This window comes from Paenibacillus sp. EB106-06-01-XG199 (assembly GCF_058791575.1).
Map to the genome: position 1 here is coordinate 359,032 of NZ_JBYTDQ010000003.1, position 23,124 is coordinate 382,155.

Annotated in this window: 19 protein-coding genes; 11 read left to right on the top strand and 8 right to left on the bottom strand. The window is 46.9% G+C overall.

The window, feature by feature from the left end; translation table 11 throughout:
- Nucleotides 1–242: 242 nt before the first annotated feature.
- Together AC3WT9_RS12490 and AC3WT9_RS12495 are read right to left on the bottom strand one after the other, a co-directional pair.
- The gene (locus AC3WT9_RS12490; RefSeq protein WP_341094888.1) at nt 243–773 is read right to left on the bottom strand and encodes a hypothetical protein; all 531 of its coding nucleotides are present in this window, start codon (nt 771–773) and stop codon (nt 243–245) included.
- Nucleotides 774–803: 30 nt separating this feature from the next.
- Nucleotides 804–1,154, bottom strand: a complete 351-nt coding sequence (locus AC3WT9_RS12495; RefSeq protein ID WP_341097736.1) for a DUF3139 domain-containing protein — start codon at nt 1,152–1,154, stop codon at nt 804–806.
- Nucleotides 1,155–1,317: 163 nt separating this feature from the next.
- On the opposite strand from AC3WT9_RS12495, the gene AC3WT9_RS12500 reads away from it, so the two are divergent.
- Nucleotides 1,318–1,536: a hypothetical protein gene (locus AC3WT9_RS12500; protein WP_038595062.1), complete on the top strand. Its 219-nt coding sequence runs from the start codon at nt 1,318–1,320 to the stop codon at nt 1,534–1,536.
- Between the two features lie 206 nt (nt 1,537–1,742).
- On the opposite strand, the gene AC3WT9_RS12505 is transcribed toward AC3WT9_RS12500, so the two are convergent.
- Entirely contained in the window at nt 1,743–2,699 is a 957-nt protein-coding gene (locus AC3WT9_RS12505) for a pectinesterase family protein (RefSeq protein ID WP_341379242.1), read from the bottom strand.
- 163 nt (nt 2,700–2,862) lie between these two features.
- On the opposite strand from AC3WT9_RS12505, the gene AC3WT9_RS12510 reads away from it, so the two are divergent.
- The 7 genes from AC3WT9_RS12510 to AC3WT9_RS12540 all read left to right on the top strand — a co-directional run bounded on the left by AC3WT9_RS12510 (nt 2,863) and on the right by AC3WT9_RS12540 (nt 12,387).
- On the top strand, nt 2,863–3,858 hold the full coding sequence (locus AC3WT9_RS12510) for a LacI family DNA-binding transcriptional regulator (RefSeq protein ID WP_341094893.1): 996 nt from the start codon (nt 2,863–2,865) through the stop codon (nt 3,856–3,858).
- Nucleotides 3,859–4,017: 159 nt separating this feature from the next.
- Nucleotides 4,018–5,433 (top strand): tagaturonate reductase, encoded by a 1,416-nt coding sequence (locus AC3WT9_RS12515; protein ID WP_341379243.1) that lies wholly within the window; start codon nt 4,018–4,020, stop codon nt 5,431–5,433.
- Between the two features lie 135 nt (nt 5,434–5,568).
- Nucleotides 5,569–7,056, top strand: coding sequence for a UxaA family hydrolase (locus tag AC3WT9_RS12520; RefSeq protein ID WP_341379244.1), 1,488 nt, complete (start codon nt 5,569–5,571; stop codon nt 7,054–7,056).
- A gap of 42 nt (nt 7,057–7,098) precedes the next feature.
- On the top strand, nt 7,099–8,499 hold the full coding sequence (uxaC, locus tag AC3WT9_RS12525) for a glucuronate isomerase (RefSeq protein WP_341379245.1): 1,401 nt from the start codon (nt 7,099–7,101) through the stop codon (nt 8,497–8,499).
- A 71-nt stretch (nt 8,500–8,570) separates the two neighbouring features.
- Nucleotides 8,571–9,275, top strand: a complete 705-nt coding sequence (locus tag AC3WT9_RS12530) for a rhamnogalacturonan acetylesterase (RefSeq protein WP_341379246.1) — start codon at nt 8,571–8,573, stop codon at nt 9,273–9,275.
- Between the two features lie 22 nt (nt 9,276–9,297).
- On the top strand, nt 9,298–10,140 hold the full coding sequence (locus AC3WT9_RS12535; protein ID WP_341379247.1) for a sugar phosphate isomerase/epimerase family protein: 843 nt from the start codon (nt 9,298–9,300) through the stop codon (nt 10,138–10,140).
- Between the two features lie 309 nt (nt 10,141–10,449).
- Nucleotides 10,450–12,387: an NAD(+) synthase gene (locus AC3WT9_RS12540; protein ID WP_341379249.1), complete on the top strand. Its 1,938-nt coding sequence runs from the start codon at nt 10,450–10,452 to the stop codon at nt 12,385–12,387.
- Between the two features lie 499 nt (nt 12,388–12,886).
- Here AC3WT9_RS12540 and AC3WT9_RS12545 read toward each other — a convergent pair whose 3' ends face one another.
- The 5 genes from AC3WT9_RS12545 to AC3WT9_RS12565 all read right to left on the bottom strand — a co-directional run bounded on the left by AC3WT9_RS12545 (nt 12,887) and on the right by AC3WT9_RS12565 (nt 18,485).
- A complete protein-coding gene (locus AC3WT9_RS12545) occupies nt 12,887–14,143 on the bottom strand; it encodes a nucleoside permease (protein ID WP_341379250.1) in 1,257 nt (418 codons plus the stop codon).
- A 727-nt stretch (nt 14,144–14,870) separates the two neighbouring features.
- On the bottom strand, nt 14,871–16,052 hold the full coding sequence (deoB, locus tag AC3WT9_RS12550) for a phosphopentomutase (RefSeq protein WP_341094910.1): 1,182 nt from the start codon (nt 16,050–16,052) through the stop codon (nt 14,871–14,873).
- A 160-nt stretch (nt 16,053–16,212) separates the two neighbouring features.
- Nucleotides 16,213–16,674: a nucleoside deaminase gene (locus tag AC3WT9_RS12555; RefSeq protein ID WP_341094911.1), complete on the bottom strand. Its 462-nt coding sequence runs from the start codon at nt 16,672–16,674 to the stop codon at nt 16,213–16,215.
- 36 nt (nt 16,675–16,710) lie between these two features.
- Complete coding sequence (locus tag AC3WT9_RS12560) at nt 16,711–17,664, bottom strand: EamA family transporter (RefSeq protein WP_341094913.1); 954 nt, start codon at nt 17,662–17,664, stop codon at nt 16,711–16,713.
- Between the two features lie 2 nt (nt 17,665–17,666).
- Entirely contained in the window at nt 17,667–18,485 is an 819-nt protein-coding gene (locus AC3WT9_RS12565; protein ID WP_341094915.1) for a purine-nucleoside phosphorylase, read from the bottom strand.
- Between the two features lie 360 nt (nt 18,486–18,845).
- Between AC3WT9_RS12565 and AC3WT9_RS12570 the strand changes: the two genes are divergently transcribed.
- From AC3WT9_RS12570 to AC3WT9_RS12580, 3 genes are all read left to right on the top strand, one after another.
- Entirely contained in the window at nt 18,846–20,060 is a 1,215-nt protein-coding gene (locus tag AC3WT9_RS12570; protein ID WP_341379253.1) for an ROK family protein, read from the top strand.
- 913 nt (nt 20,061–20,973) lie between these two features.
- Nucleotides 20,974–21,402 carry a MarR family winged helix-turn-helix transcriptional regulator gene (locus AC3WT9_RS12575; protein ID WP_341094920.1) on the top strand — a complete coding sequence of 143 codons (429 nt, stop codon included), beginning with the start codon at nt 20,974–20,976 and terminating at the stop codon, nt 21,400–21,402.
- Nucleotides 21,403–21,424: 22 nt separating this feature from the next.
- Nucleotides 21,425–23,047 (top strand): MDR family MFS transporter, encoded by a 1,623-nt coding sequence (locus tag AC3WT9_RS12580; RefSeq protein ID WP_341379254.1) that lies wholly within the window; start codon nt 21,425–21,427, stop codon nt 23,045–23,047.
- The last annotated feature ends 77 nt before the right edge of the window (nt 23,048–23,124 follow it).

The window sequence follows — 23,124 nt, forward strand, 5'->3', positions numbered from 1 at the left end:
CTCTGTCAGGAAAGCGTAGCATAACGAACCAGACAACCTTATGTCATATTCATTTAAGGGTGCTGGTGTAAAGCCGAATTTGGGATAATGGGAGGGATGGCCGATGACCATCTCATTCTCCACAGCCACAATGGAAAGCTCAGGAATGAAGTCTGCCGACTCTCTTATTCTTTCAATCAGCCTCGATTCATCCTTGCGGTTTCCAAAAGCACGGTAATTTAGATCAAATACCGTTGCTTGCTTTAATTGATCAGCACTTCTATCTCTTCTATGCTTTTTTTCGCTCTGCTGTTCAGCCCGCGCTTATCTTTAAGTCCAAGCGGCTGCAGTTCATGTCCGGGATCTATGACCAGCGGCTCTGCAATCACAGACTCAAGCAATTGAACCGTTGTGCGGCAAGCGCTGAACAAAAGCCCGCGGGGAATGACCCCTTTGTTCGAGCGGAGGATTCCCACCAGACTTTCGGCATACATCAGCCGGACGATGCTGTCGGCGCTGAGCAGGTTGCGGGCAGCGAAGGAAGCTGTATTTTCTACGATAACAGGATCCTGGAACTGTCTGGAAAGTGCACCCAGTGCGGACACCGCCTCCCAATCACGGATAGACAATTGCTGCAAATAACCGGTTACCATCTCCTGCAACCATTGCAGCTCCATTTCCCTTGGGATTTCATATTGCTTGTACTGCTCCAGCACACCTTCACGGTGCATTTGCACAAAGCTGCCCAAATAACGGGCAAAACATTCTTTTGCTTGCTGTGTCAGGTCATTCATGAGGGTTCCACCTTGTTCTGTAGATTGTATTTAATAAGGATTATAGGGCTCAATATGCTTAAGACTGGACTCGCGGATTCCCGACTTCCGGCCTTTAAGACTGATCTCATGGCTGAACTGCATTACTTCATCATGGGCAAAATAAGTATACTCCACTTCAGGCTCATCGCTAAAACTCACTACGGCATAAAAAGGCGGTGCTTTGATTCCCCAAACTCCTTTTACCGAAGATATCGCATCATCGCTATACCCCTTCTCTTCGATCAGATAGGCCTTTACCCTGTGAGCAAAGATGAATTTGTTGACTTGCACGTATACCTCAGGAGTCAAAATAACTAGCAGAATCAGCACAACAAGTAGGTTATAAGCGAATTTCCTCATAGGCCTCACTAGAAAGCCACCTGCCTCCCTGTATAACCACAGTTTTATTTTCGCAAATATTACAAATTAAATCCTATTTTCAAAAGTCACAGCCTGTCGTAAAATGATTGAAATGACTTTATGGAACGATTAAAATTCGAGCTGATAAACGGAGGAACGGGATATGCCGCAAACACTTGTTAAAAATGCCGATTTTTTTGTTGCTGCCTTGTCGCAGACCTTTGTGTCCGCACTGCAGCTTGACCCCGATGGAATGTACTCCCAGGTAGGCTTCGGGATTGTTGAGAAATTCTCCGAAGAGTATGTACGCTTAAAAAGATTCGACGGTTCCATCTCGCACTATGACAGGGATATTACGAAGTTTCAGCATAATAAGGCCTAACGCACCACACATAAGCTTTATTTTTATTTCCCCTTTCAGGGCAATTCCCCTGCTTTTTCTAATAAAACAATAGCTACCCGGATTTAAAGATGACCCCAACGCAAAAAAGCGGACACTTGAATTGACACGGTGTCCACTTTTTTATGCCCTTGATGCGGGCTATGTTATCCCTGCATTTAAACAAATGTTCAAAATCGGGCAGGGAATTACACTTTCCAAAAATCCGTACCGGCAAAAACCTGCTCTTTGCCCGGCGCCGCTTCCCCCATGTCCGGCAAAATAGCCCAGCTTACACGCTGTTTTCTCAAAGGGTCACCCTTCGCCAAACCATATTCGCGGTAACGGACGGTCTCTTCATTGGCCGGATCCTCCCAGTTATTCCAACCGCTTGGATGAATATGCCCGCCCATACGGCAATTCACCATCTCGGTCTTGGCGTAGCCGCGCCAGGGACGGCCCAAATACACTTCATCCACATTCGGGTCAGCTGTCAGATAACAATCCTTGAACAGGTAGCCGTAAGGCTGGCCCGGCGGTGTGGAGCCTGCCGTAATGTAGCCAGGACCATCATTGTAGTGCCGCAGGCTGCGGATTTCGCAATGCTCGAAATAAGCAGTCGCACCGCCAAAAATAAAATCCACCGTACCTTCTATGTAGCAATGGGTATACAGCTGGCGGTAATGGTTATGCCGCTCTTTGAGGGGGATTCCTCTGAAAGCTCCCCCCTGTTTGTTCGCCGGAGGCAGCGGACCGGTAAACAGGGTATCCTGGTGCCCCTTTAAGATACAGTTGCGGAAGACCGTTTCGTCGCAATGTGCATATACTGCAAGTGCTTGCCCGATTTCACTGCCTTGCCCGGCCGTGTTGGATAGGGTCAGGTTTTCCAGCACCAGCCTGCTCCCACCCAGAAACAAGGTCGGAGTGGCAAAGGTGCCCTGTTCCTCTCCAGTCTCATCTTTCTGCCTTGCGTAACGGTTGTTGGTAATCTCAACTTGTCCGATGCCCCTGATCCTCAGGTCCGAACGATAGATCCGCACAGCCTCATCATAAATACCAGCCAGAATATACAACGTCTCCGTTTTACCTGAAGGCAGCCGTTCAAGCGCATCCACCGCCTCCTGGATCGAATGAAAATCGCAAAAGCCCTCTTTGCCCACCAGCATTTCATTTTCCTCCTCTTCCGTCCGCATGCAAATAAATTATAGCGCCCGGCAGCGTGTTCTGCCAGTATAAATTTTAACGTGTGCATTTCATAAATCGCTTGACTTGATCCCGTTCAGGAACTACACTGGAATCGTTAACAATTCTATTTCCCGGAGAGATATTATGATTACTATCAAAGATATTGCACGAGTTGCCGGCGTTTCCCATACCACCGTTTCCAGAGCACTAAACGGCAGCCCGCTAATCAAGAAAGTAACCCGGGACAAGATCGAGAAAATCGCCGCGGAAATGAATTATGTGCCGAACTACAGCGCCAAAAGTCTGGTTACCAAACGGTCCTTTACCATCGGGCTGTTCTTCTCCAGTATTGATCAGGGAACATCGTCCAGCTTTCTGGTTGACGTCATTAAAGGGATCAGCCATGTACTGGATGAGAACTTTAACCTGACTGTAAACGGAATTGACGGCGTTCACAATTACGCCAACATTCAGCCGCAGCGCTTTGACGGTATTCTGGTCATGAGCCAGAGCGACGAGGATAACGCTTTTATCTACCATGTCAAAACAATGGGCATCCCGCTTGTGGTACTGAACCGCCAATTGGAGGATCCCGGCATTATGAACGTTGTAGCCAATGACCGCGAAGGTGTGAAGGAAGCGATCGACTATGCCGTAACACAAGGGCATCAGCGTTTTGCAATTATTGAAGGCAAACCCGGCTTCAAGTCCTCAACCGAACGCAAACAGGGCTTCATAGATAGCCTGATCGCCCGCCAGCTTCAGCTGAATTCAAGTTATTTTGCAGCCGGTGATTACAGCATTGAAAGCGGATATGCCGCAATGACAACACTGCTTGAGTTGCCTGATCCGCCTACGGCCGTCTTTTGCTCCAATGACGATATGGCTATCGGCGCCATGAATGCCTGCTATGCCCGTAAGGTCAGCATTCCGCAACAGATTTCACTCATCGGCTTCGACGATATTATGTTCGCCCGCTACACGAATCCGGCATTGACTACGGTCCGCAAGCCTATTGCCGATATCAGTGAGCTCGGCACCAAGATGCTGATTCAGCTCCTGCAGCAGCCGGAGACCAAACCCCAGCAGCTGTTCGTTAAGACTTCGCTGGTCGTACGGGACACGGTCACAGAAATTTAGGGATGTGGAAGGATCTGCCCGCCCCTGCCCTGCCGGTCCAATGCGCTCCGGCAGAACAAATACCGGGTCCCTGGTATGGTTTAAAAAAGAGCCTCTCTTTTTTAAAATAAAATGTTAACGTGTGCATAAAACTATTTGAACTCAAAGGAGATCAAACCAATGTCGACAAACCGTTTATCCCGAAGCACTCATCCCCATCTGCCCCTGCATCCCGAACGGATGATTCAGTTCGGTGAAGGCAACTTTATGCGCGCCTTCGTAGACTGGCAGCTGCAGCAAATGAACAATCAAGGACTGTTTAACGGAAGTGCAGTGTTGGTTCAGCCGATCGAGCAGGGTCTTGGCGGGCTGATGGCCGCCCAGGATAACCTCTACACTGTACTGCTAAACGGAATCATGCAGCAGCAGCCGGTGAATTCACGCGAGATTATCTCCAGTGTCAGCCGGGTGATTAACCCCTATACCGATTATGAAGCTTATCTCGCTCTGGCTGAGGACGATGGGCTGGAATTCATCACTTCCAACACCACTGAAGCCGGGATTGCCTATCATCCGGGTGACCGCGCGGACGGTACGCCGCCGAAGAGTTTCCCGGCGAAGCTGACAGCACTTCTGCACCGGCGTTTTCAACTCGGTAAAAAAGGCTTCGTCATCATCCCTTGTGAGCTGATCGACCGCAACGGCGAGAAATTGCGGCAAATTGTACAGCAGTACGCTGCGGAATGGAACCTGGGTGAAACCTTCCTGCAATGGCTGGAACAGGAGAATACGTTCTGCTGCAGTCTGGTAGACCGGATTGTACCAGGGTATCCCCGCGATAAAGCCGCGGAGCTGGAGGCTGAACTCGGTTATCTCGACAACCTGATGGTGACTGCTGAACCGTTTCTATTCTGGGTCATTGAAGGTCCGGCATGGCTTGCAGAGAAGCTGCCGCTGGCGGAAGCCGGGCTGAATGTCGTGGTAACGGATGACATGACACCTTACCGTGAACGGAAGGTTCATCTGCTGAATGGACCTCATACGGCGATGGTGCCACTGGGCATGATGGCCGGCCTTGAGACGGTTGAGGATGTGATGAATGACGAAACCTTCTCCCGGTTTGTGCGGGAACTGATAGAGGAAGAACTGATCCCGATGCTGGATCTGCCGAAAGAGGAGCTTCTGCCTTATGCTGACGCTGTGCAGGAGCGGTTCAAGAACCCTTTTATCCGTCATGAGCTTACATCCATTTCCCTGAACAGCATCTCCAAATTCAAAACCCGGCTGCTCCCTGTGCTGCTTAAGTACCAGCAGGAGCGCGGCAAGCTGCCGGAGCTGATTACCCTCTCCTTTGCCGGCCTGCTGCTCAGCTACCGCGGAGACCTTGTGGCGCGTCAGGACAGTCCGGAGGTGCTGGCCATTTTTGATGAAGCATGGAGCAATCCTGCCAACTTCGTTCAGGCGATATTGAAGGACGAGAGCCTGTGGGGCGAAGATTTGTCGCAGGTGCCGGGGCTGGCCGAGGTGCTTGTGTCCCATCTGCAGAAGCTGGAAAGCTCGGACAGCCGGGCTGCACTGGAGCAGTTTGTAAGCTGAGACTTCTACCCTTGGCAGGTAAATGAACGATAGGCGGACTAATAATCACAGCTTCTTCTAAAGGTTCCAAAGCAAGCTTTAGAAGAAGCTGATCAAGAAAGTTAATGAAATCACCATACTTTTAGGAGGGACAGCATGAAGCGTCTAATGAAAATGAATCCCCGGGATACGGTAGCTGTGGCGCTGCGCCCCATTTCCGCCGGAGAAGAGCTTGTTTTTGAAGGAATGACTCTTAAGGCAGTCCAGGACATCCCGCAGGGTCATAAAATGGCGTTGACCAGCTTTGCGGCGGATGACGTTATTACGAAATATGGTTATCCTATCGGCCACGCGATTGCTACGATTCAAGCGGGAGAATGGATTCACACGCATAACATCAAGACCAATCTGGCAGGTGAAGAAGAATATGAATACGTGCCCGATCTTCATCCGGTCACTTACCCTTCCCGTGATTTGACCTTTCAGGGCTACCGCCGGACAAACGGCAAGGTTGGTACCCGCAACGATCTGTTTATTATTCCCACAGTAGGCTGTGTGAACGGCATCGCTGAGCAAATGCTGCAGGAGTTCAAGGCTGAACATCCGGATATGGGCACCTTCGACAACTTTACCGTGCTTAAGCATCCTTACGGCTGCTCCCAGCTTGGCGATGACCACCGGATGACCCGCAGCATTCTGCTGGATGCCGTGAATCATCCCAACGCCGGGGGTGTGCTCGTCTTCGGACTCGGCTGCGAGAACAACATCGTCTCCGAGTTCCGCAGCATGCTGGGTGATTATGACGAGAAGCGGGTCAAATTCCTCGTCGCCCAGGAGGTGGGTAATGAAGTGGAAGCAGGTCTCACGCTGCTGGAGGAGTTGTATGAAGCAGCTAAGGATGATGCCCGTGAGACGGTTCCGCTCAGCGAGCTGAACATCGGGCTGAAATGCGGCGGCTCTGACGGATTCTCGGGCATTACCGCCAACCCGCTGCTGGGCGCTTTTTCCGATTTCATTATCTCCCAGGGCGGAACCTCGGTATTGACCGAAGTGCCTGAAATGTTCGGAGCAGAGAAAATGCTGATGGCCCGTGCGGAAAGCCGTGAGGTCTATGAAGATATCGTATCCCTGATCAATAACTTCAAGCAATACTTCCTCTCTTACGGGGAACCGGTCTATGAGAACCCTTCTCCCGGCAATAAAGCCGGAGGCATCAGCACGTTGGAAGACAAATCGCTGGGCTGTACCCAGAAGGCAGGAACGTCCCCTGTGGTGGATGTGCTGCAATACGGTGTAAAGCTGCGCAAAAAAGGGCTCAGCCTCCTGCAGGCGCCGGGCAACGATCTGGTGGCCGCATCTGCGCTGGCCGCATCGGACTGCCAGCTGGTATTGTTCACAACAGGCAGAGGAACCCCGTTCGGAAGCTTTGTGCCTACGGTTAAGGTGGCAACCAACAATGAGCTTTTCGCCAAAAAAGGCCATTGGATGGATTTCAACGCTGGTCCGCTGCTGGAGGTTCCGATGGCCGATGTGCTTGAGGAGTTTATCGGCTATATTATCGATGTTGCCAGCGGCCAAAAAACACGGAATGAGCAAAACGAAGTGCGCGAGCTGGCTATTTTCAAAACTGGAGTCACGCTATAATACCCTATTTCCATTCCAAATCCATGCAAAGGGAGCGTCATTATGTTTTTAAACGATGATTTTCTATTAACAACCGATACCGCACGGCTTCTGTTCCATCAACATGCCAAAGCTATGCCCATTATTGATTACCACTGCCATCTCGATCCAAAAGAAATTTATGAAGACCGTGCATTCAGCAACCTGACCGAGGCCTGGCTCTACGGAGATCATTACAAATGGCGGCTGATGCGTGCCAACGGGGTTCCGGAATCGCATATTACCGGAGATGCCTCGGATTATGACAAGTTTCTGGCCTGGGCCCGGACCGTACCGCAAGCCGTAGGCAATCCGCTGTACAGCTGGACTCACCTGGAGCTGCGCCGTTTTTTCGGTATCCATGAATTGCTAAACGAAACGTCTGCCCCGGCCATCTGGGAGGAAGTCAACCGCAAGCTTGCGGAACCGGCCTTCTCGCGCCGTGGACTGATCCGCAGCTCCAGAGTCAAGACCATCTGCACTACCGATGATCCGGCTGATACGCTGGAGTACCACCGGCTGTTAAAAGATTCGGAGACGGCCTTCAAGGTATTCCCTACCTTCCGTCCTGACAAGGCGCTGAACATTGACGCGGAAGGATTCCCGGTCTGGATCAAGCGGCTGGAAGAAGCATCCGGCTTAAGCGTGGTGTCGTATGCTTCGCTGCTGGACGCACTGAGCAACCGGGTAGAATTCTTCCATGAGAACGGCTGCCGCCTGTCCGACCATGCACTGGATGTGTTGCGCTACCGTGCAGGTGAGCCTGCTGATGCCGAAGCCATCTTCGCCAAGCGGCTGGAGGGCGGAATCCTCTCTCCGGACGAAATCACACTCTACCGCACGGAGCTGCTGTCGGCTTTAATCGGGTTCTATCACGATAAAGGCTGGACGATGCAGCTGCATCTGCACGCCTTCCGCAACAATAATACACCAATGTTCCGGAAGCTGGGACCGGATACCGGTTATGACGGCCTGAATGACCTGCCGCTGACCGAAGCGTTGTCTAAGCTGCTCGACCGCGCAGAATGCGGGACCGGCCTGCCGAAGACGATTCTTTATTCACTGAATCCGGGCGATTATCCCGCCCTGCTGGCCTTGATGGGCTGCTATCAAAAGGACACGCCGGGCAAACTCCAGCTTGGTTCCGGCTGGTGGTACAACGACACCCGCAGCGGAATGCGCGAGCAGCTGACACTGCTTGCGGACAACAGCCTGCTGGGCAATTTTGTCGGCATGCTGACAGATTCCCGCAGCTTCCTCTCCTACACCCGCCACGAATATTTCCGCCGTGTGCTGTGCGGGCTGATCGGTGAACTGGCCGAGCGCGGTGAAGCGCCGGATGACGAAATGCTGCTGGGTCAACTGGTGGAGAATATCGCGTATAACAACGCTGCCGGATTCTTCGGTTTTCCAACCGGGGAATAAAGAAAGCAGACGCAATCTACTCTGCAAGAGCTGGCGCAAAAACACTAATATGTAATGAAGGAGAATACTTCATGCCGACACTATTTATCGCCGGTGACTCCACCGCAGCGCAGAAAGGTGCGGACCAGAAGCCGATGACCGGCTGGGGAGAATACCTCCAGGGCCATTTCGGCCCGGAAATCACCGTGGACAACCGCGCAATTAACGGGCGGAGCACCAAATCATATCTCGAGCAAGGACGGCTCGCGGATATTGAACAGGATTTCCAGCCCGGTGATTTTCTGCTGATCCAATTTGGCCACAATGACGAGAAGCAGGAGGATCCGGCCCGCTATACCGATCCCGGCAAGGACTACCGCCTCAATCTGATCACGTTTATTGATTCAGCCCGCAGCCGCGGCGGTTTCCCTGTTCTGCTGACCTCTGTCAGCCGCCGCCGCTTCACTCCGCAGGGCGATCCCGATCCTCTGGCGGTGGGAGCTTACCCGCAGGCGATGCGTGAAGTGGCGAAGCTTACCGGCACACCTCTGCTTGATATCTTCGCTTCTTCCCAGCAGCTCTACCGGAAGCTCGGTATTGAGGGGTCCAGGCATTTATTTATGCATCTGCCCAAGAACGGGCATCCCAATTATCCGGAAGGGATTACGGATGATACCCATTTCTCTAATGAAGGGGCCAAACAAGTAGCAGAGCTGATAGCAGAAGCAATCCGCCATTCTGCAGGCTTGCCCACCCTTATTCAACACATGCAACCATTGCAACAGAACCGGATTTAACTAAGAAAAGGGGATGTACCCTATGTCCGCACCGCTTCATCTTGGCATCCGCGCCCATGATTTTGCCCGGCTTCCTTTGCCGGAGCTGATCGCCAAGCTGGATCAATACCGCTTTAAGCATATTCAGTTTGCGGTACACAAATCTTTTCCCGAAAGCGTCCCCTCTCTGGCGGCATTAAGCCCGGGAACGGCGGCATACTTTGGCGAAGCGTTCCGGCAAGCCGGGGTCCGGATTGCCGTTCTCGGCTGTTATGTGAATATCATTGATCCCGATCCCGGCAAAAGGGCGCAGGCGCTAGATGATTTCAGCACCCACCTTCGCCTGGCACGTGATTTCGGAGCCAGCCTGGTAGGCACAGAAACTGGCAGCGTAGGCAAGGGCTATACAACGGATAACTTTACGGAGGAAGCCTTTCAGGAGGTAGTCGTTTCGGTCAAGGCAATGGTGGCGGAAGCGGAACGTTTCGGCGTAACGGTAGGCATCGAGGCAGGCCAGAATCATCCTCTGCACTCTGCGAAGCTGACGAGGCGGCTGCTGGATCTGATTCCCTCCAATAATCTGCAGATCATTCTGGACTGCGCGAATCTGATGTCGCCCGATAATTACCGGCAGCAGGAAGGTGTCATTACCGAAGCACTTGAGCTGCTTGGGGACAGAATCGCGGTGATTCATCTGAAGGATTTCACGGTCGAAGACGGCAGGATCGTTATTGTTCCTGTCGGTCAGGGGCAGCTGCAGTTTGCCCCCATTCTACATTATATGAAATATAACCGCCCGCATATTCAGGGCCTTCTGGAGAGCACCTCCGAACCCCATCTGCGGGAAAGTGTAGATTTCCTGCAGCGGTTATACAGCGAAGTCTAGCGAAATGCTTCACCTCTTAGGATGATGCAAATCACATTTTAGGACCAGTTTACCGCGTCTAATATGCCGAATGATCCCAGAATATATAATCTGAAATCATCCGGCGCTGCACTTGAATGCCCGGGCTCTCTGGAGTTCCGGGCATTTTTATGTAACGACGCACAGTTCTACTTTAACCATGCTGCTGCGACACCGTCCCCGCCCCGCTGCGCGTAATCTATAACTCATGAAACTGCCGCTTGTTACTGATGGGGAATCATGGGTACAATTACTAGAAACGCGTTATTATAAAAAGGATAGGTGAAACCAATGCATCATTACGGATTCGCGCGGGTGGCTGCCGCTTCCCCGGAACTGCGGGTGGCTGACTGCGAGTTTAATGCAGCACAAATTATTGAGGTGATCAAGCAGGCGGACGAGAAACAGGTAGAGTACCTGGTGCTGCCCGAGCTTTGCATCACCGGTTATACCTGCGCAGATTTATTCCTGCAGCCCGTGCTGCTGGATGCGGCTCTGAAGAGCCTTCATAGCATTGCCGCCGCAAGTACCGGACTTCACATGGTAGTCATTGCCGGGCTGCCCATTGCCATTAAGGGACGGCTGTTCAACTGTGCCGCCGTCATCCAGCAGGGGAATATTTTGGGCATTGTGCCCAAAACCTGTATTCCCGGCTACAGTGAGTTCTATGAACCGCGCTGGTTTGCAGGTTCCGAAGAGCTTGAGATCACAGAGCTGCGTCTCGGGGAAATCACCGTTCCCATCGGCAATGATCTTATTTTCGCATGTGAAGCGAACAGCAATTTGTCCTTTGGCGTTGAAATCTGTGAGGACTTGTGGGTTCCCGTTCCACCGAGCAGTCTGCTGGCTCAAGCCGGCGCTGTGCTGCTGTTTAACCCTTCAGCCAGCAACGAGCTGGTAGGCAAAGCAGACTACCGCCGCCAGCTTGTCTCCAGCCAGTCCGCCTCCTGCGTGGCAGGTTATGTCTACGCCGGCTGCAATGCCGGCGAATCCACAACCGATGTCGTATTCGGCGGCCATTCCCTGATCGCTGAGAATGGTCTGACACTTGCGGAATCGGAGCGTTTTACCCATGAGACCCGGATCATCATCGCCGATATCGACATCCCGAAAATCCAGTATTCCCGCGCGGTCATGGGTACCTTCCGTGCCGGAAAGGGCGGCCGCAATTATCGTGAGGTGCTGTATGCTGAGCCTGCCCTCCTTAACAGTGAACGGAAACTGGTTCGTACCGTCGGCGTTAATCCTTTTGTTCCCGGCAATCCGCTTCAGCGCGACGAACGCTGCCGTGAGATCCTCTCCATCCAGACCTCCGGCCTGATGAAAAGAATCCGCCATATCGGCACCAAGCAGGCCGTTATCGGCATTTCCGGCGGCCTGGACAGCACGCTTGCGCTGCTGGTGGCCGTACGGGCCATGGAGCTGCTCGGCCGCCCGGCAAGCGACGTCCTCGCCGTTACGATGCCGGGCTTCGGCACCACGAACCGGACCTATGATAATGCTGTCGGCCTGATTAAAGCGCTTGGAGCTTCACTTAAGGTTGCCGATATCAAGGCTGCCTGTCTGCAGCACTTCGAGGACATCGGCCATGACAAGGATGTTCATGACTTGACCTATGAAAATGTACAAGCCAGAGAACGGACACAAATCCTGATGGATTTGGCTAACAAAAACGGCGGCATCGTCATCGGCACCGGCGACTTGTCCGAGCTGGCGCTTGGATGGTGTACCTATAACGGGGACCATATGTCGATGTACAGTGTCAACTCAGGCATTCCGAAGACACTGATCCAGTACGTCGTTGCCTGGTACGCGGATCACGAAGCGGACGAGACGGTGAACAAACTGCTCTACAGCGTTATTGAAACGGGGATCAGCCCAGAGCTGCTGCCGCCTTCGAAGACAGGGGAAATTGTCCAATTGACCGAAAATATACTCGGTCCTTATGTTGTGCATGATTTCTTCCTCTATTATATGCTCCGCACCGGCGCTTCCCCCGGCAAAATCCTGTACCTCGCCCAACATGCCTTCGGCGATGGCTATACCCGGGAACAGCTGGTCGGGTGGCTGAAAGTATTCATCACCCGTTTCTTCACCCAACAGTTCAAACGCTCCTGCCTGCCGGACGGCCCGAAGGTCGGGACCGTCAGTCTTTCACCGCGCGGCGACTGGCGGATGCCAAGCGACGCTTCCGCCGCGCTCTGGCTGCGGGAAGTAGAGGAATTGTAGAGATACAGGCTTATGAACAAAAAAGAGCATCCGCTGCGCTGGCGGATGCTCCTTTTGTTCTATTGTCCGGCGAATGCTTCCTTGATCCGGTTGTATTCTTCCTTTGTTATAGCCAGCACAGCCGAAATCTGTATCACCAAGTTCAATCATTCTCTGATCGGACCAGTTCACAAGATCATCCGATTCCCACAAGGAGAGGCAATTATTCCTTTACTTAGAATTTGTAATAATTTGATCATTCATTTCAGATGTCGGCACATGGATAGCGGTTAATCCCCCCGCCCGGACGGTCCGTCTTTATGGCATCGCCTGGACGCTGGAGTATGCTTGAAGGGGAAATCACCGTGCAGGCTCTCGTCCTAAACATTGAAACGTCTGAACAATTATTGGCAGTTTACCTCCCGTTCTTTAGTGTCTGCTCTGACGCCAGTATGGCTCTAGACATGTTTTTCGCAAGTCTGTCTTTATAACAGATGTTTGGTAGCTGCTTGTAAAGTAATTAATGACCGTCAGTTACATCCTTCATAGCATTCCGATCATGTTTATATTTAAAACTAACAGAGAAAATAATTGCCAGTACGAGTGTGTATGCCCCAAAAACTAACCATATATTGTGCCAATCCTTTACGCCGTCTACTGTGAAGTAATCTACAACTTTTCCACTTACAATAGCTCCTACAGAGGCTCCTATTCCATCTACCATGGCTAGAAATAAACCTTGTGCGCTTGCACGCATACGAGGATTAACTTCCTTTTCCACGAAAATAGCTCCAGAGACGTTAAAGAAATCAAAGGCACACCCGTACACAATCATGGATAACAGGAGGAGTGTGAAGCCAAATCCAGATGGGCCACCATACGCGAAAAATACAAAACGTAATGTCCAAGCAACCATACTAATGAGCATAACTTTTTTAATTCCAAAGTTCCGCAAGAAGAATGGAATGGCAAGAATAAAAAATACTTCAGAAATCTGTGATATTGATAATAGAATGGATGGATACTGTACCACGAGACTATCTTTAAAAACAGGATTCAACCCGAAATCATGTAAAAATGGGTTGCCGAATGTATTGGTTATTTGCAGTGCAACACCTAGAAGTGTTGAGAATAGAAAAAATATAAGCATTCTTTTCTGTTTGAATAACACAAACGCATCTAAGCCAAAAAGACTAATCCATGACTTGTCTCTTTTCTCATTAGATGTTGGACAATCAGGCAGCGTAAGTGAGTATAGAGCTAGCAAAAGCGAAATACTTGCAGCTATATATAATTGAATGTTGCTTAATTCAAGTCCATTGAGGCTAACTAACCACATTGCAGATATGAAACCAATGGTTCCAAACACCCGAACTGGCGGAAAATCTTTCACTGTATCCAGCCCTGCTTTTTCAAGCGCAACATATGATATAACATTTGTCAAAGCACTGGTAGGCATGTACACTACCGAATTAAAAAATATTACCCAAAACATTGTCGTTGGATCTGAAACTTGTGCTGCGATAAATAAAGAAATCGCTCCTAGACCATGAAAAATTAAATATAGTCTGTTAGCTTTGATCCAGCGATCCGCAATAATCCCGGCCAAGCTTGGCATAATAATGGCCGCTAACCCTTTTGCGCTATAAACTAATCCAACTTGAGCACCTGTAAAATGTAATGTGTTTATCATATAGGAACCTAAGGTAACAAGCCAAGATCCCCAAATAAAGAACTGAAAGAAATTCATAATTCTAAGTCTTGTTTTCATTGTCATTTTAATGTCTCCTTTTGAGCTCAACTTGTTGCTTGTTTTTTTCTTAACCAATGTACTTTTGATTTTTGTAAGGGGTTACACATTCATTCAAGAAATTCTATAAGGGTTTTAATATTAAATCGAACACGGCTTAAAGCAAAAGTTCTTAATGTATTTACAATAGTTAAACTCCCCCTTGATGCTCCTCAAAGTAATAAAACTATTAGTTTTGATATCCATATTCTATCCGGCAAGACTCACAATGTAAAGGACTAATTTTCATTTATATAAAAAGAATAAAGATATAACTTTATTTCTATTAAATATTCTATAATTTAACTCCATCTTTTTATATAAATATAATATTACTATAATGTTTTGAGTAATATGTGCAAACCAAATAGGCCAGCTAGTGTGTACTAGCTAAGCCTTTAAAAAGTAATAGGATCCCGATCGATGAGAAATTAGCAAAGGATATCAAATATGCTACAATTTCGGGCACAGGTATCCCCATTATTAGAGCAATTGGCGCAAAGATATAACGTTTAATTTCTTGGAAGGACGATATACGTGATTAACATTGCTCCAACTATCAGAGCTGTTTTTCCACCAAGTATAGCTCCGTTGCCTATGGCCTCGAATAAAGACTTTTCCGGAGCCATCTCTTTAACATCGATGTCACATTCCTCTTTACTTTTCCCTGGGCATACAATAGATGATAAAATCAAGCCCTGTGATCTTTGTAAAGTTACATTAGATCCCGAATAAAGCTGCTGCCGTGCTTCGGCATTTTGACTCCGAAATTTTCAGCTATCGAAGCTCCAATATCTGCAAATGTATTGCGAACAGACAGTTCTCTGCCTTCTAAAAACGCCTTGGAATAAATGAGTAACGGGACATACTCGCGAGTGTGATCTGTCCCATGATGAATCGGATCATTGCCATGATCCGCAGTCAAAATAAGCAAATCTTTCTCTGTGAGATTGTCTAACAGTTCTGGCAGCCGAGCATCAAACTCTTCAAGTGCATTACCATAGCCTTCCGGGTCACGCCGGTGACCATAAAGAGCATCGAAGTCAACCAAATTTAAGAAAGACAAACCGGTGAAATCTTTCTTTGCAGCTTGAATAAACTTGTCCATCCCGTCCATGTTGGATACGGTCCGAATAGTCTCGGTGACGCCCTCTCCGTCATAAATATCTGAAATTTTCCCTATAGCTATGACATCAAAGTTAGCATCCTTCAACTCATTCATGACTGTCCTGGAAAAAGGCTTCAATGCATAATCATGTCGATTAGCTGTACGTCTAAACGTCCCCATTTCTCCAATAAAAGGTCTAGCTATGATGCGACCAACCATATACTCAGTGCTTTTAGTTAATTCACGTACGATCTCACAGATACGGTATAATTCATCCAATGGTACGATATCTTCGTGGGCAGCAATTTGCAAAACGGAGTCCGCTGATGTATAGACAATCAAAGCTCCTGTTTTCATGTGCTCTTCCCCTAGCTCTTCTAATATTTCAGTGCCGCTTGCAGGTTTATTTCCAATGATTTTTCTACCGGACTCCCTCTCAAGATAATCAATCAATGGAGCAGGAAACCCATTTGGAAATACCTGAAACGGCTTGTCAACAATTAGACCCATAATTTCCCAATGTCCTGTCATCGTATCTTTACCGTTAGATGCTTCCTGCATTTTGGTCCAATAAGCCAATGGATGGTCCGCCTTAGGTACACCTTGTATTTCTTTAATGTTTGATAAACCAAGCGCAGCCAAATTGGGCATATTCAATCCGTTTCTTCTTTCTGCAATATGTCCTAACGTATCAGCACCCCCGTCCCCGAAAGATGCTGCATCTGGTGCTTCTCCGATACCAACAGAATCAAGAACAATTATGTGAATTCGTTGAAATTTATTATTCATATGTCAATCTCACCTTTCCACTCTCAGCCTTGTATTATAGTCAAATTATTAGTAATTAGATTCTAAGCAGTAACACAACACACATAAAAGAGGACAGCTTCACTTTAGAGTGAAGTTGCCCAATGAATTCATAAAGTTCCCATCTTATTAAATAACTTATTTAATGAGAAAATTTGTATCCATCAAATACTTTTAAACCTTCTTCGTTGAGCACTTGTTCTACCAGTTCAGGTCTTTGAGGGCTTTTTTCAAACACTTCATTACAAGCGATCATAATGTTGCTCCCAGCGATTTCAGCTAACTGATCATGTGATACGCTATATACTATTTTGCCCAGGTTAGACCACACCATGGCACCCGAACACATTACACAAGGTTCACAACTTGTATACAAAGTGTATTCGTTTAAATCAAATATATTGTTGTCAGAACAAAATTTCCGGATTAAACCGATTTCTGCATGATGTGTTGGATCACAAAATGTATTAATTTTATTTTCCCCAACCATTACGATCTCCTCTCCTTTGACCAAAATTGCACCAAAAGGCTCATTTCCCTCTTCTCGGGATTGTAGGGCAACTTCAATTGCCTTTTTCATAAAGATTTCATCTTTGTTTATCATTCCAAATTCCTCCCTAATCAATAATTATTAACTTGCTTAAAACGTCTTAACGCTTAAGGTGTCCTTTTTGTTTTTCTTCAGTAATCCAGGTAATGATACTCCAATTAGGATTAGGACGATCCCTACATATTGCGGAACACCAATGTGCTCATTCAGGACGAAGACAGACATTAGTAAGGCTGTTGGAAGCTCCATAGCCCCCAATATTGATGCTATTCCAGATCCCACTAACGGAACACCTTTCGAGAACAGTAGTGTGGAAAGAAAAGGGCCGACAAAAGCTAAAACAAAACCATATTGAACGGCCAGTTGTAATAGAAGCTTTCCGTCTGTCAAAAACGTTGGAGGTAAAATGACCGAACAAACGATCAGACCTCCGGTAGTCATGAAAGCTGTCTTCATAATCGGATTTGCTTGAACGGCGACCTTACCACTAACAAGCATAAAAATGGAATAGGATAATGCTGCAAGCAGACCAAACAAAAAGCCAAGCCAATGAACGGCAGAAATTCCAGTCGAATAAATATTCGTTGCACTTATCGTTCCGATAAGTAAAGGAATAATTGATAGTAGCTTTCCTTTTTCAGGAATTCTTCTATTGAAAATTGCCTCAAGTAACACACCGATCCATGTAAACTGAAAAAGGAGTACGATAGCCAATGAAGCTGAAATATATTGAAGTGAGAGATAATAAAACATTCCTGTAAGTCCCGTTGTAGACCCTACAGTCATTAATAAAAGCAGTTCCCTTTTACTTGGCGTTACAAACCTCTTCTGTTTTGTACTCTCCCTGCCTTTAGTAAAAAACACTCCGCCCCATAATAATATCGATCCTAATAAGAGTTGTATTCCAACAACGTCATTAACGATAAAACCATCTTTGTAGGCTAATTTCACAAAGGTAGATAATAAACCATAACAAATCGCACCTAATATGACATATATATACCCTTTCATAACCCCGCCTTTTTCTTCATCTGATTTTATCATTACTAAACCTTCTCTATAATTCCCTTAACTAAAGCAATGAAACTTTCTCTTACCATAGCGGCTACCTCAATAACTTCGTTATGACTTAGAGGCTGATCTAGAATTCCACAAGCCATGTTGGTTAAACAGGAGATTCCTAGGACCTTCATGTTCGAGTGAACAGCTACGATGGCTTCCGGTACAGTCGACATACCAACGGCATCTGCGCCTAATGTACGAATCATGCGAATTTCAGCTGGTGTTTCATAAGCCGGACCACTCCACCAGGAGTATACGCCTTCACGTAAAGTTGTATTTTGCGCTTTTGCAACTTCCGTAGCAATTTGTCGCAATTCAGCATTGTACACTTGGGAAAGATCAGGAAAACGAGTACCTAAGTCGTTATTATTTGGTCCAATCAATGGATTCGTACCTACCAAATTGAGGTGATCCGTAATCAACATCAACTCACCCGGTTTAAAATTATTATTGACAGCACCGCACGCATTGGTGATAAGAAGGTTTTCAACTCCTAGCGCCTTCATTACACGAACAGGGAAAGTTACTTCGTCCAAAGTAAAACCTTCATAATAATGAAAGCGTCCTTTCATCGCAACCACAGTTTTCCCCTTTAGCTCCCCAATAACTAATTCATTCGCATGCCCTACTGCTTCTGATTTTGCAAAGTAAGGAATTTCACTATAGGGAATTGTGAAAGGGTTTGCAATTTCATCAGCTAATGTACCCAATCCCGATCCCAAAATCATCCCAACTGTTGGACGATACGAGGTCTTACTTAAGATAAAATCTCTAGCTTCCTGAATATTTTTCGTTTTTTGCATGTTGTATTCCTCCTAAATTTATGGTGCTATAAAATGCTTAACGCACATTTCAAATTTCTTACTACAGAACTTTCTGTAGTTAATTCTAATGGCTTATTCTCTATTTGTAAACAACTATTTATCATTTATATAAAAAGTATATTATTTTCAATTGGATATCCTCTATTTAACCCGTCTTTTTTTCAAACTTTAATCATAAAAGTGATTAATGCAATATGCTATTTAAATCAGTTTTATTTAATGGTTGTGATTTTGTAGAATAATAATTAAATGAAGTGGAACTATGATTAAAAAAGTTGGATAATAAACTATATCTGTTTTGATTGGTTTCCTATAGATCACAGATCAAGGAGAAAAAAAATGCTAAATAAATTTGAGGGCTTATCCTCACCTAAAGCAAAAAATTTGAAGCTGTTATATAGCTTAGTACGTAGATTGGGTCCTGTAACCATTAATACATTAACTGAACATACTGGGTTTAAACATGTAACTTGTGGTCGTTTACTGGAAGAGCTCGTTGAGGAAGGTCTTATCTATGATAGTGGGATTGGAAAATCAAGTGGTGGACGTAAACCTCTAGCCTATGTTATTAAGCAAGATTCGAATTATTTAGTTGGTGTAGAACTAACAAGTCTATTTACTACGATCTTACTCCTTGATTTAAAGCTTAATATCATAAGCGTTGAAAAATTAAAAATGACGTCTGAATTCACTGGAGAATTTACATTAAACTATATTGCAACATGCGTTGATAGCTTATTGGCTCAGAATCAGATTCCTAAAGAGAATTTATTAGGTATTGGAATTGGAGTGTTGGATTCGTTCAACCCTGACATGGGGGTTATTTCGCACCCTCAGCACTTTCCTGCAGGTGGATGGGATCTGAATATTGTTGACTACTTAAAAAACAAAATGGATATTCCTGTTTTCTTAGAAAACGGAACCAACTTAGCTGCTCTTGCTGAATATCGAATGAACTATTGGAAGGAGACGGACAACTTAGTGTTTGTATCCAGTGATATCGGAATTAGGTGTGGTACGATCTCACAAGGAAAATTAGTCAGTAGTAAACGTGAAGTGGAGGATACCTTTGGGCATATCATTATTGATATCCATGGTCGGCATTGCTCATGTGGTTCATATGGATGTCTTCAAGCTTACAGTAGTTTACCAGCTATTCGCGAGGAGATGGTTCGGCTCATAAAACGCGGCAAACCTTCCATGCTTTCACATGAAGTAAATGATGTTGAAGATATTGATCTATTTCATATATTGCATGCTTTAGAACAAAACGATGAGCTCTGTTTATCTGTGGTAGAAGATGCTGCTTATTATTTTGGGATTGGCCTTAGTAATCTTATTTTTTTATTGCGTCCTGAAATTGTCGTTTTTGGAGGTACACTAGTGCCGAAACCGCGTTTTTTTGATGTCGCTGCTAAAACTGCACAGGACCGTATAAGTTCTCATCCAAATACTAAAGTCGAAATAATTAAATCAACAGCAGCCTATAACATTGTGGCTCAGGGGGCTGGTTGTATGGTATTGGATTATTTCACTGAAGAAATACCTGTATAAATAAGGATTCAGGTTCCTATCTACGTGATAGGAACCTGAATCCTTTAACATTTCAATTCATATTACCTAGTTTGGAAGAAGTGCATTCACATGATTATTCTTCAGCAGAAAAAGAAGCATGTAAAGAAAATGGGGATCGGTAAGTTGCTCGTCATAAAGGGTACAAACTGTTAGTCATGATTTCAACCTTTCTTCAACCCATTAGATTAGAGAACTTTGGTTTAACCAAGCTGAGTTTTCATAACTGTGTACTCCTGGCGAACAGGACAGAGGAAACACCTTGTAAATGTTAAGCAGCCAGCCACCGAAGTTCGGCGACTGGCTGCTTAGGTTGGACTGAATTCTTGAAGGTAATTGATTACTTGAAGGTTTTTACCAACCGGTGCTTTGTATACAAAAAGACCACCCGACAACACTTTGATCGGTAATTCTAAGTGATTTTGATGAAATGTCCGCAGGCCCTTCGAGAATCCATAACACCATCCACAGTAAGCATCCCACATTGGCAAGATCTTTAGCTCTCGCAATAGAATGAAGGTACACCGAAGAAATTCATGATGACTTGAAGGTGACGATGCCACAGGAACAGCATCAATATAAGCTTTCATCACCGAAGATATGAAAAATTCCAAAAAGGCGTGACGAACACATATTTATCTATGCTTTACCTACAGCAAAGCTATAAGATGCGGACTCCACTAGGGGATGTGCGGTAATAAAAAGTACTTTCCTCCTTTCCCTTCTCTCAAGTTTTTAAGTTCAATCTATATAGCTTGTTGTCTTGACGGGATAAAAAAAGGGTGATATATTGATTCACAGCTTAATAATTTAGTATTTAACTATTTATCAATTAATGATTAAACGCTAAATTAACTTGTCCGCGTTTTTCCATACAGCTTACGGAGGTGAAGTTTTGTCCGATCACAATGATTTTTTTGAAATCTCTACCATGTTCAAAACGTTACTGAAAGGAATGGCTCATGGTTGGAATAAACAAGGCTTTGCCCTTAGCCTGACCCAATTCAAGGCTTTGCATTTTCTGTCCAAGGAAGGCCCGATGATGGTATCCCAGCTGGCCGCTGCGCTTAACATGACCCCTGCGGCAATCACAGGTGTTACAGACTCGCTGCTTGCTGAAGGTTACGTCGGGAAGGAACGGGCGGCTGACGATCGGAGAGTGGTTAATATTACACTGACGAAGGAAGGGGAAGCTGCAATCGAGGAGGCGCATAATAAACAAAAGGAGATCATGGGCTCCTACTTCAGCATCTTGCCTGATGAGGATATCGCACATTTAAGAAGAATTTTTGGAGTATTAATTTCGGAATTAGACAAAAAATAAAAAAACGGTGGGGAAAAAATCAATGGAACATTTATCTGATAAGCGCAAGCTTACCATTATGATCGCCATTATGGCAGCTATGCTGTTTGCCGCGATCAATCAGACGATTACCAGCACGGCTATGCCGCGCATTATCGCGATCCTGGACGGTATGGATTACTATACCTGGACGATCAATATTTACATGCTGACTTCAACAATCGCCACGGTGCTTGTCGGCAAGCTGTCCGACATGTTCGGCCGCAAGCCCTTTCTGCTGGCGGGGATTCTGATATTTATGGTCGGAGCTTTTCTGACCGGTACTTCGGATGATGTGTATCAGTTCATCATCTACCGTGGGATTCAAGGGGTGGGCGCCGGTATTATCCAGTCCACCGCATTCACAGCTGTAGGCGACCTGTTCCCTCCGCGTGAACGCGGCAAATGGATGGGCCTAATGACGGCCGTCTTCGGCTTCTCCAGTGTACTTGGACCGACACTCGGCGGTTATCTTGTTGACCATATGGATTGGCACTGGCTCTTCTGGATCTTCCTGCCGCTCGGCTTTGTTGCTTTTGCGCTGATCCTGGCCCTGTTCCCGAAAGCCAAACGCGGAGAGTCTACAAGCATCGACTATCTCGGCTCACTGTTCCTGACGACGACCATTGTTCCGCTGCTGCTGGCCTTCTCTTGGGCAGGTACAGAATATGATTGGGGTTCATCCCAAATTCTTGGCCTGTTAGCCGGATCCGTTGTTTCGTTGCTTATCTTTCTGTTCACCGAAACCCGAGCGAAGAATCCGATTCTGCCGCTTCATTTATTTAAAAACAGTGTAGTTACGATTTCCAACCTGATCGGGTTCATTATGAACTTCAGCATGATGGGCGCGATGATTTATCTCTCGTTCTTCGTGCAGGGTGTGCTCGGTATCTCCGCCACTTACGCCGGTTATGTCACAATGCCGATGTCGATCGTTATGGTGGTTGCCAGTACCTTTACCGGTCAGATGATCGCCAAAAAAGGAAAATACAAACGTTATGCCTTGATCGGCGTACCGGTTATGATTGCCGGCATGGCAATTATGGTATTCATGAACAATGTGCCAATGGCAGTCCTGAGTATGATCGTATTCGGCCTCGGTCTTGGTCTGGGTATGCCTGTATTCTCGCTGGCTACGCAAAATGCAGTTTCCCATACGGAGCTGGGTGCAGTTACCGCTTCGTCTCAGCTGTTCCGTAACCTCGGCGGCACCATCGGTATCGCAGTGATGGGGACTGTTATGTCGAACAATCTTACGAAACATCTCAAGGAAGCCCTGCAGTCTTCCTCGGCAGCGGACTTCTCTCAGCTGGATCCGGCAGTGACCCAGCAAATGACGGCCTTCGCCAATCCGCAGGCACTGATGAACAAGCCGCTGCTTGAGCAGACACAAGCCAGCCTGCCAGCCGATGCCCAGCCGATCTTCGTACAGATGATTGACAGCATCCGTGACGCTCTGGGCCAGACATTGTCCACCGTGTTCCTGACAGGGACCATCGTACTGGTTGTCGCCTTTATTCTGGTCTTCTTCCTGAAGGAGCTGCCGCTCCGCACTTCGAACAAGGCTCCTGCCGAAGGGGAAGCGGATGGCTTGAATCCTTCCAAGCTTACGGTAGAAAAAGCTTAAGTATAATGGATTAAATCACATTCTAATATTCTAAATAAGGGGCAATCCGGGGTCATTGTGACCATGGATTGCCCTTT

Bases quoted from the DNA above. Each gene is read 5' to 3' on its own strand.
- AC3WT9_RS12490 (WP_341094888.1), bottom strand. From the start codon at position 773: ATGAATGACCTGACACAGCAAGCAAAAGAATGTTTTGCCCGTTATTTG.
- AC3WT9_RS12495 (WP_341097736.1), bottom strand. From the start codon at position 1,154: ATGAGGAAATTCGCTTATAACCTACTTGTTGTGCTGATTCTGCTAGTT.
- AC3WT9_RS12500 (WP_038595062.1), top strand. From the start codon at position 1,318: ATGCCGCAAACACTTGTTAAAAATGCCGATTTTTTTGTTGCTGCCTTG.
- AC3WT9_RS12505 (WP_341379242.1), bottom strand. From the start codon at position 2,699: ATGCTGGTGGGCAAAGAGGGCTTTTGCGATTTTCATTCGATCCAGGAG.
- AC3WT9_RS12510 (WP_341094893.1), top strand. From the start codon at position 2,863: ATGATTACTATCAAAGATATTGCACGAGTTGCCGGCGTTTCCCATACC.
- AC3WT9_RS12515 (WP_341379243.1), top strand. From the start codon at position 4,018: ATGTCGACAAACCGTTTATCCCGAAGCACTCATCCCCATCTGCCCCTG.
- AC3WT9_RS12520 (WP_341379244.1), top strand. From the start codon at position 5,569: ATGAAGCGTCTAATGAAAATGAATCCCCGGGATACGGTAGCTGTGGCG.
- uxaC (WP_341379245.1), top strand. From the start codon at position 7,099: ATGTTTTTAAACGATGATTTTCTATTAACAACCGATACCGCACGGCTT.
- AC3WT9_RS12530 (WP_341379246.1), top strand. From the start codon at position 8,571: ATGCCGACACTATTTATCGCCGGTGACTCCACCGCAGCGCAGAAAGGT.
- AC3WT9_RS12535 (WP_341379247.1), top strand. From the start codon at position 9,298: ATGTCCGCACCGCTTCATCTTGGCATCCGCGCCCATGATTTTGCCCGG.
- AC3WT9_RS12540 (WP_341379249.1), top strand. From the start codon at position 10,450: ATGCATCATTACGGATTCGCGCGGGTGGCTGCCGCTTCCCCGGAACTG.
- AC3WT9_RS12545 (WP_341379250.1), bottom strand. From the start codon at position 14,143: ATGACAATGAAAACAAGACTTAGAATTATGAATTTCTTTCAGTTCTTT.
- deoB (WP_341094910.1), bottom strand. From the start codon at position 16,052: ATGAATAATAAATTTCAACGAATTCACATAATTGTTCTTGATTCTGTT.
- AC3WT9_RS12555 (WP_341094911.1), bottom strand. From the start codon at position 16,674: ATGATAAACAAAGATGAAATCTTTATGAAAAAGGCAATTGAAGTTGCC.
- AC3WT9_RS12560 (WP_341094913.1), bottom strand. From the start codon at position 17,664: ATGATAAAATCAGATGAAGAAAAAGGCGGGGTTATGAAAGGGTATATA.
- AC3WT9_RS12565 (WP_341094915.1), bottom strand. From the start codon at position 18,485: ATGCAAAAAACGAAAAATATTCAGGAAGCTAGAGATTTTATCTTAAGT.
- AC3WT9_RS12570 (WP_341379253.1), top strand. From the start codon at position 18,846: ATGCTAAATAAATTTGAGGGCTTATCCTCACCTAAAGCAAAAAATTTG.
- AC3WT9_RS12580 (WP_341379254.1), top strand. From the start codon at position 21,425: ATGGAACATTTATCTGATAAGCGCAAGCTTACCATTATGATCGCCATT.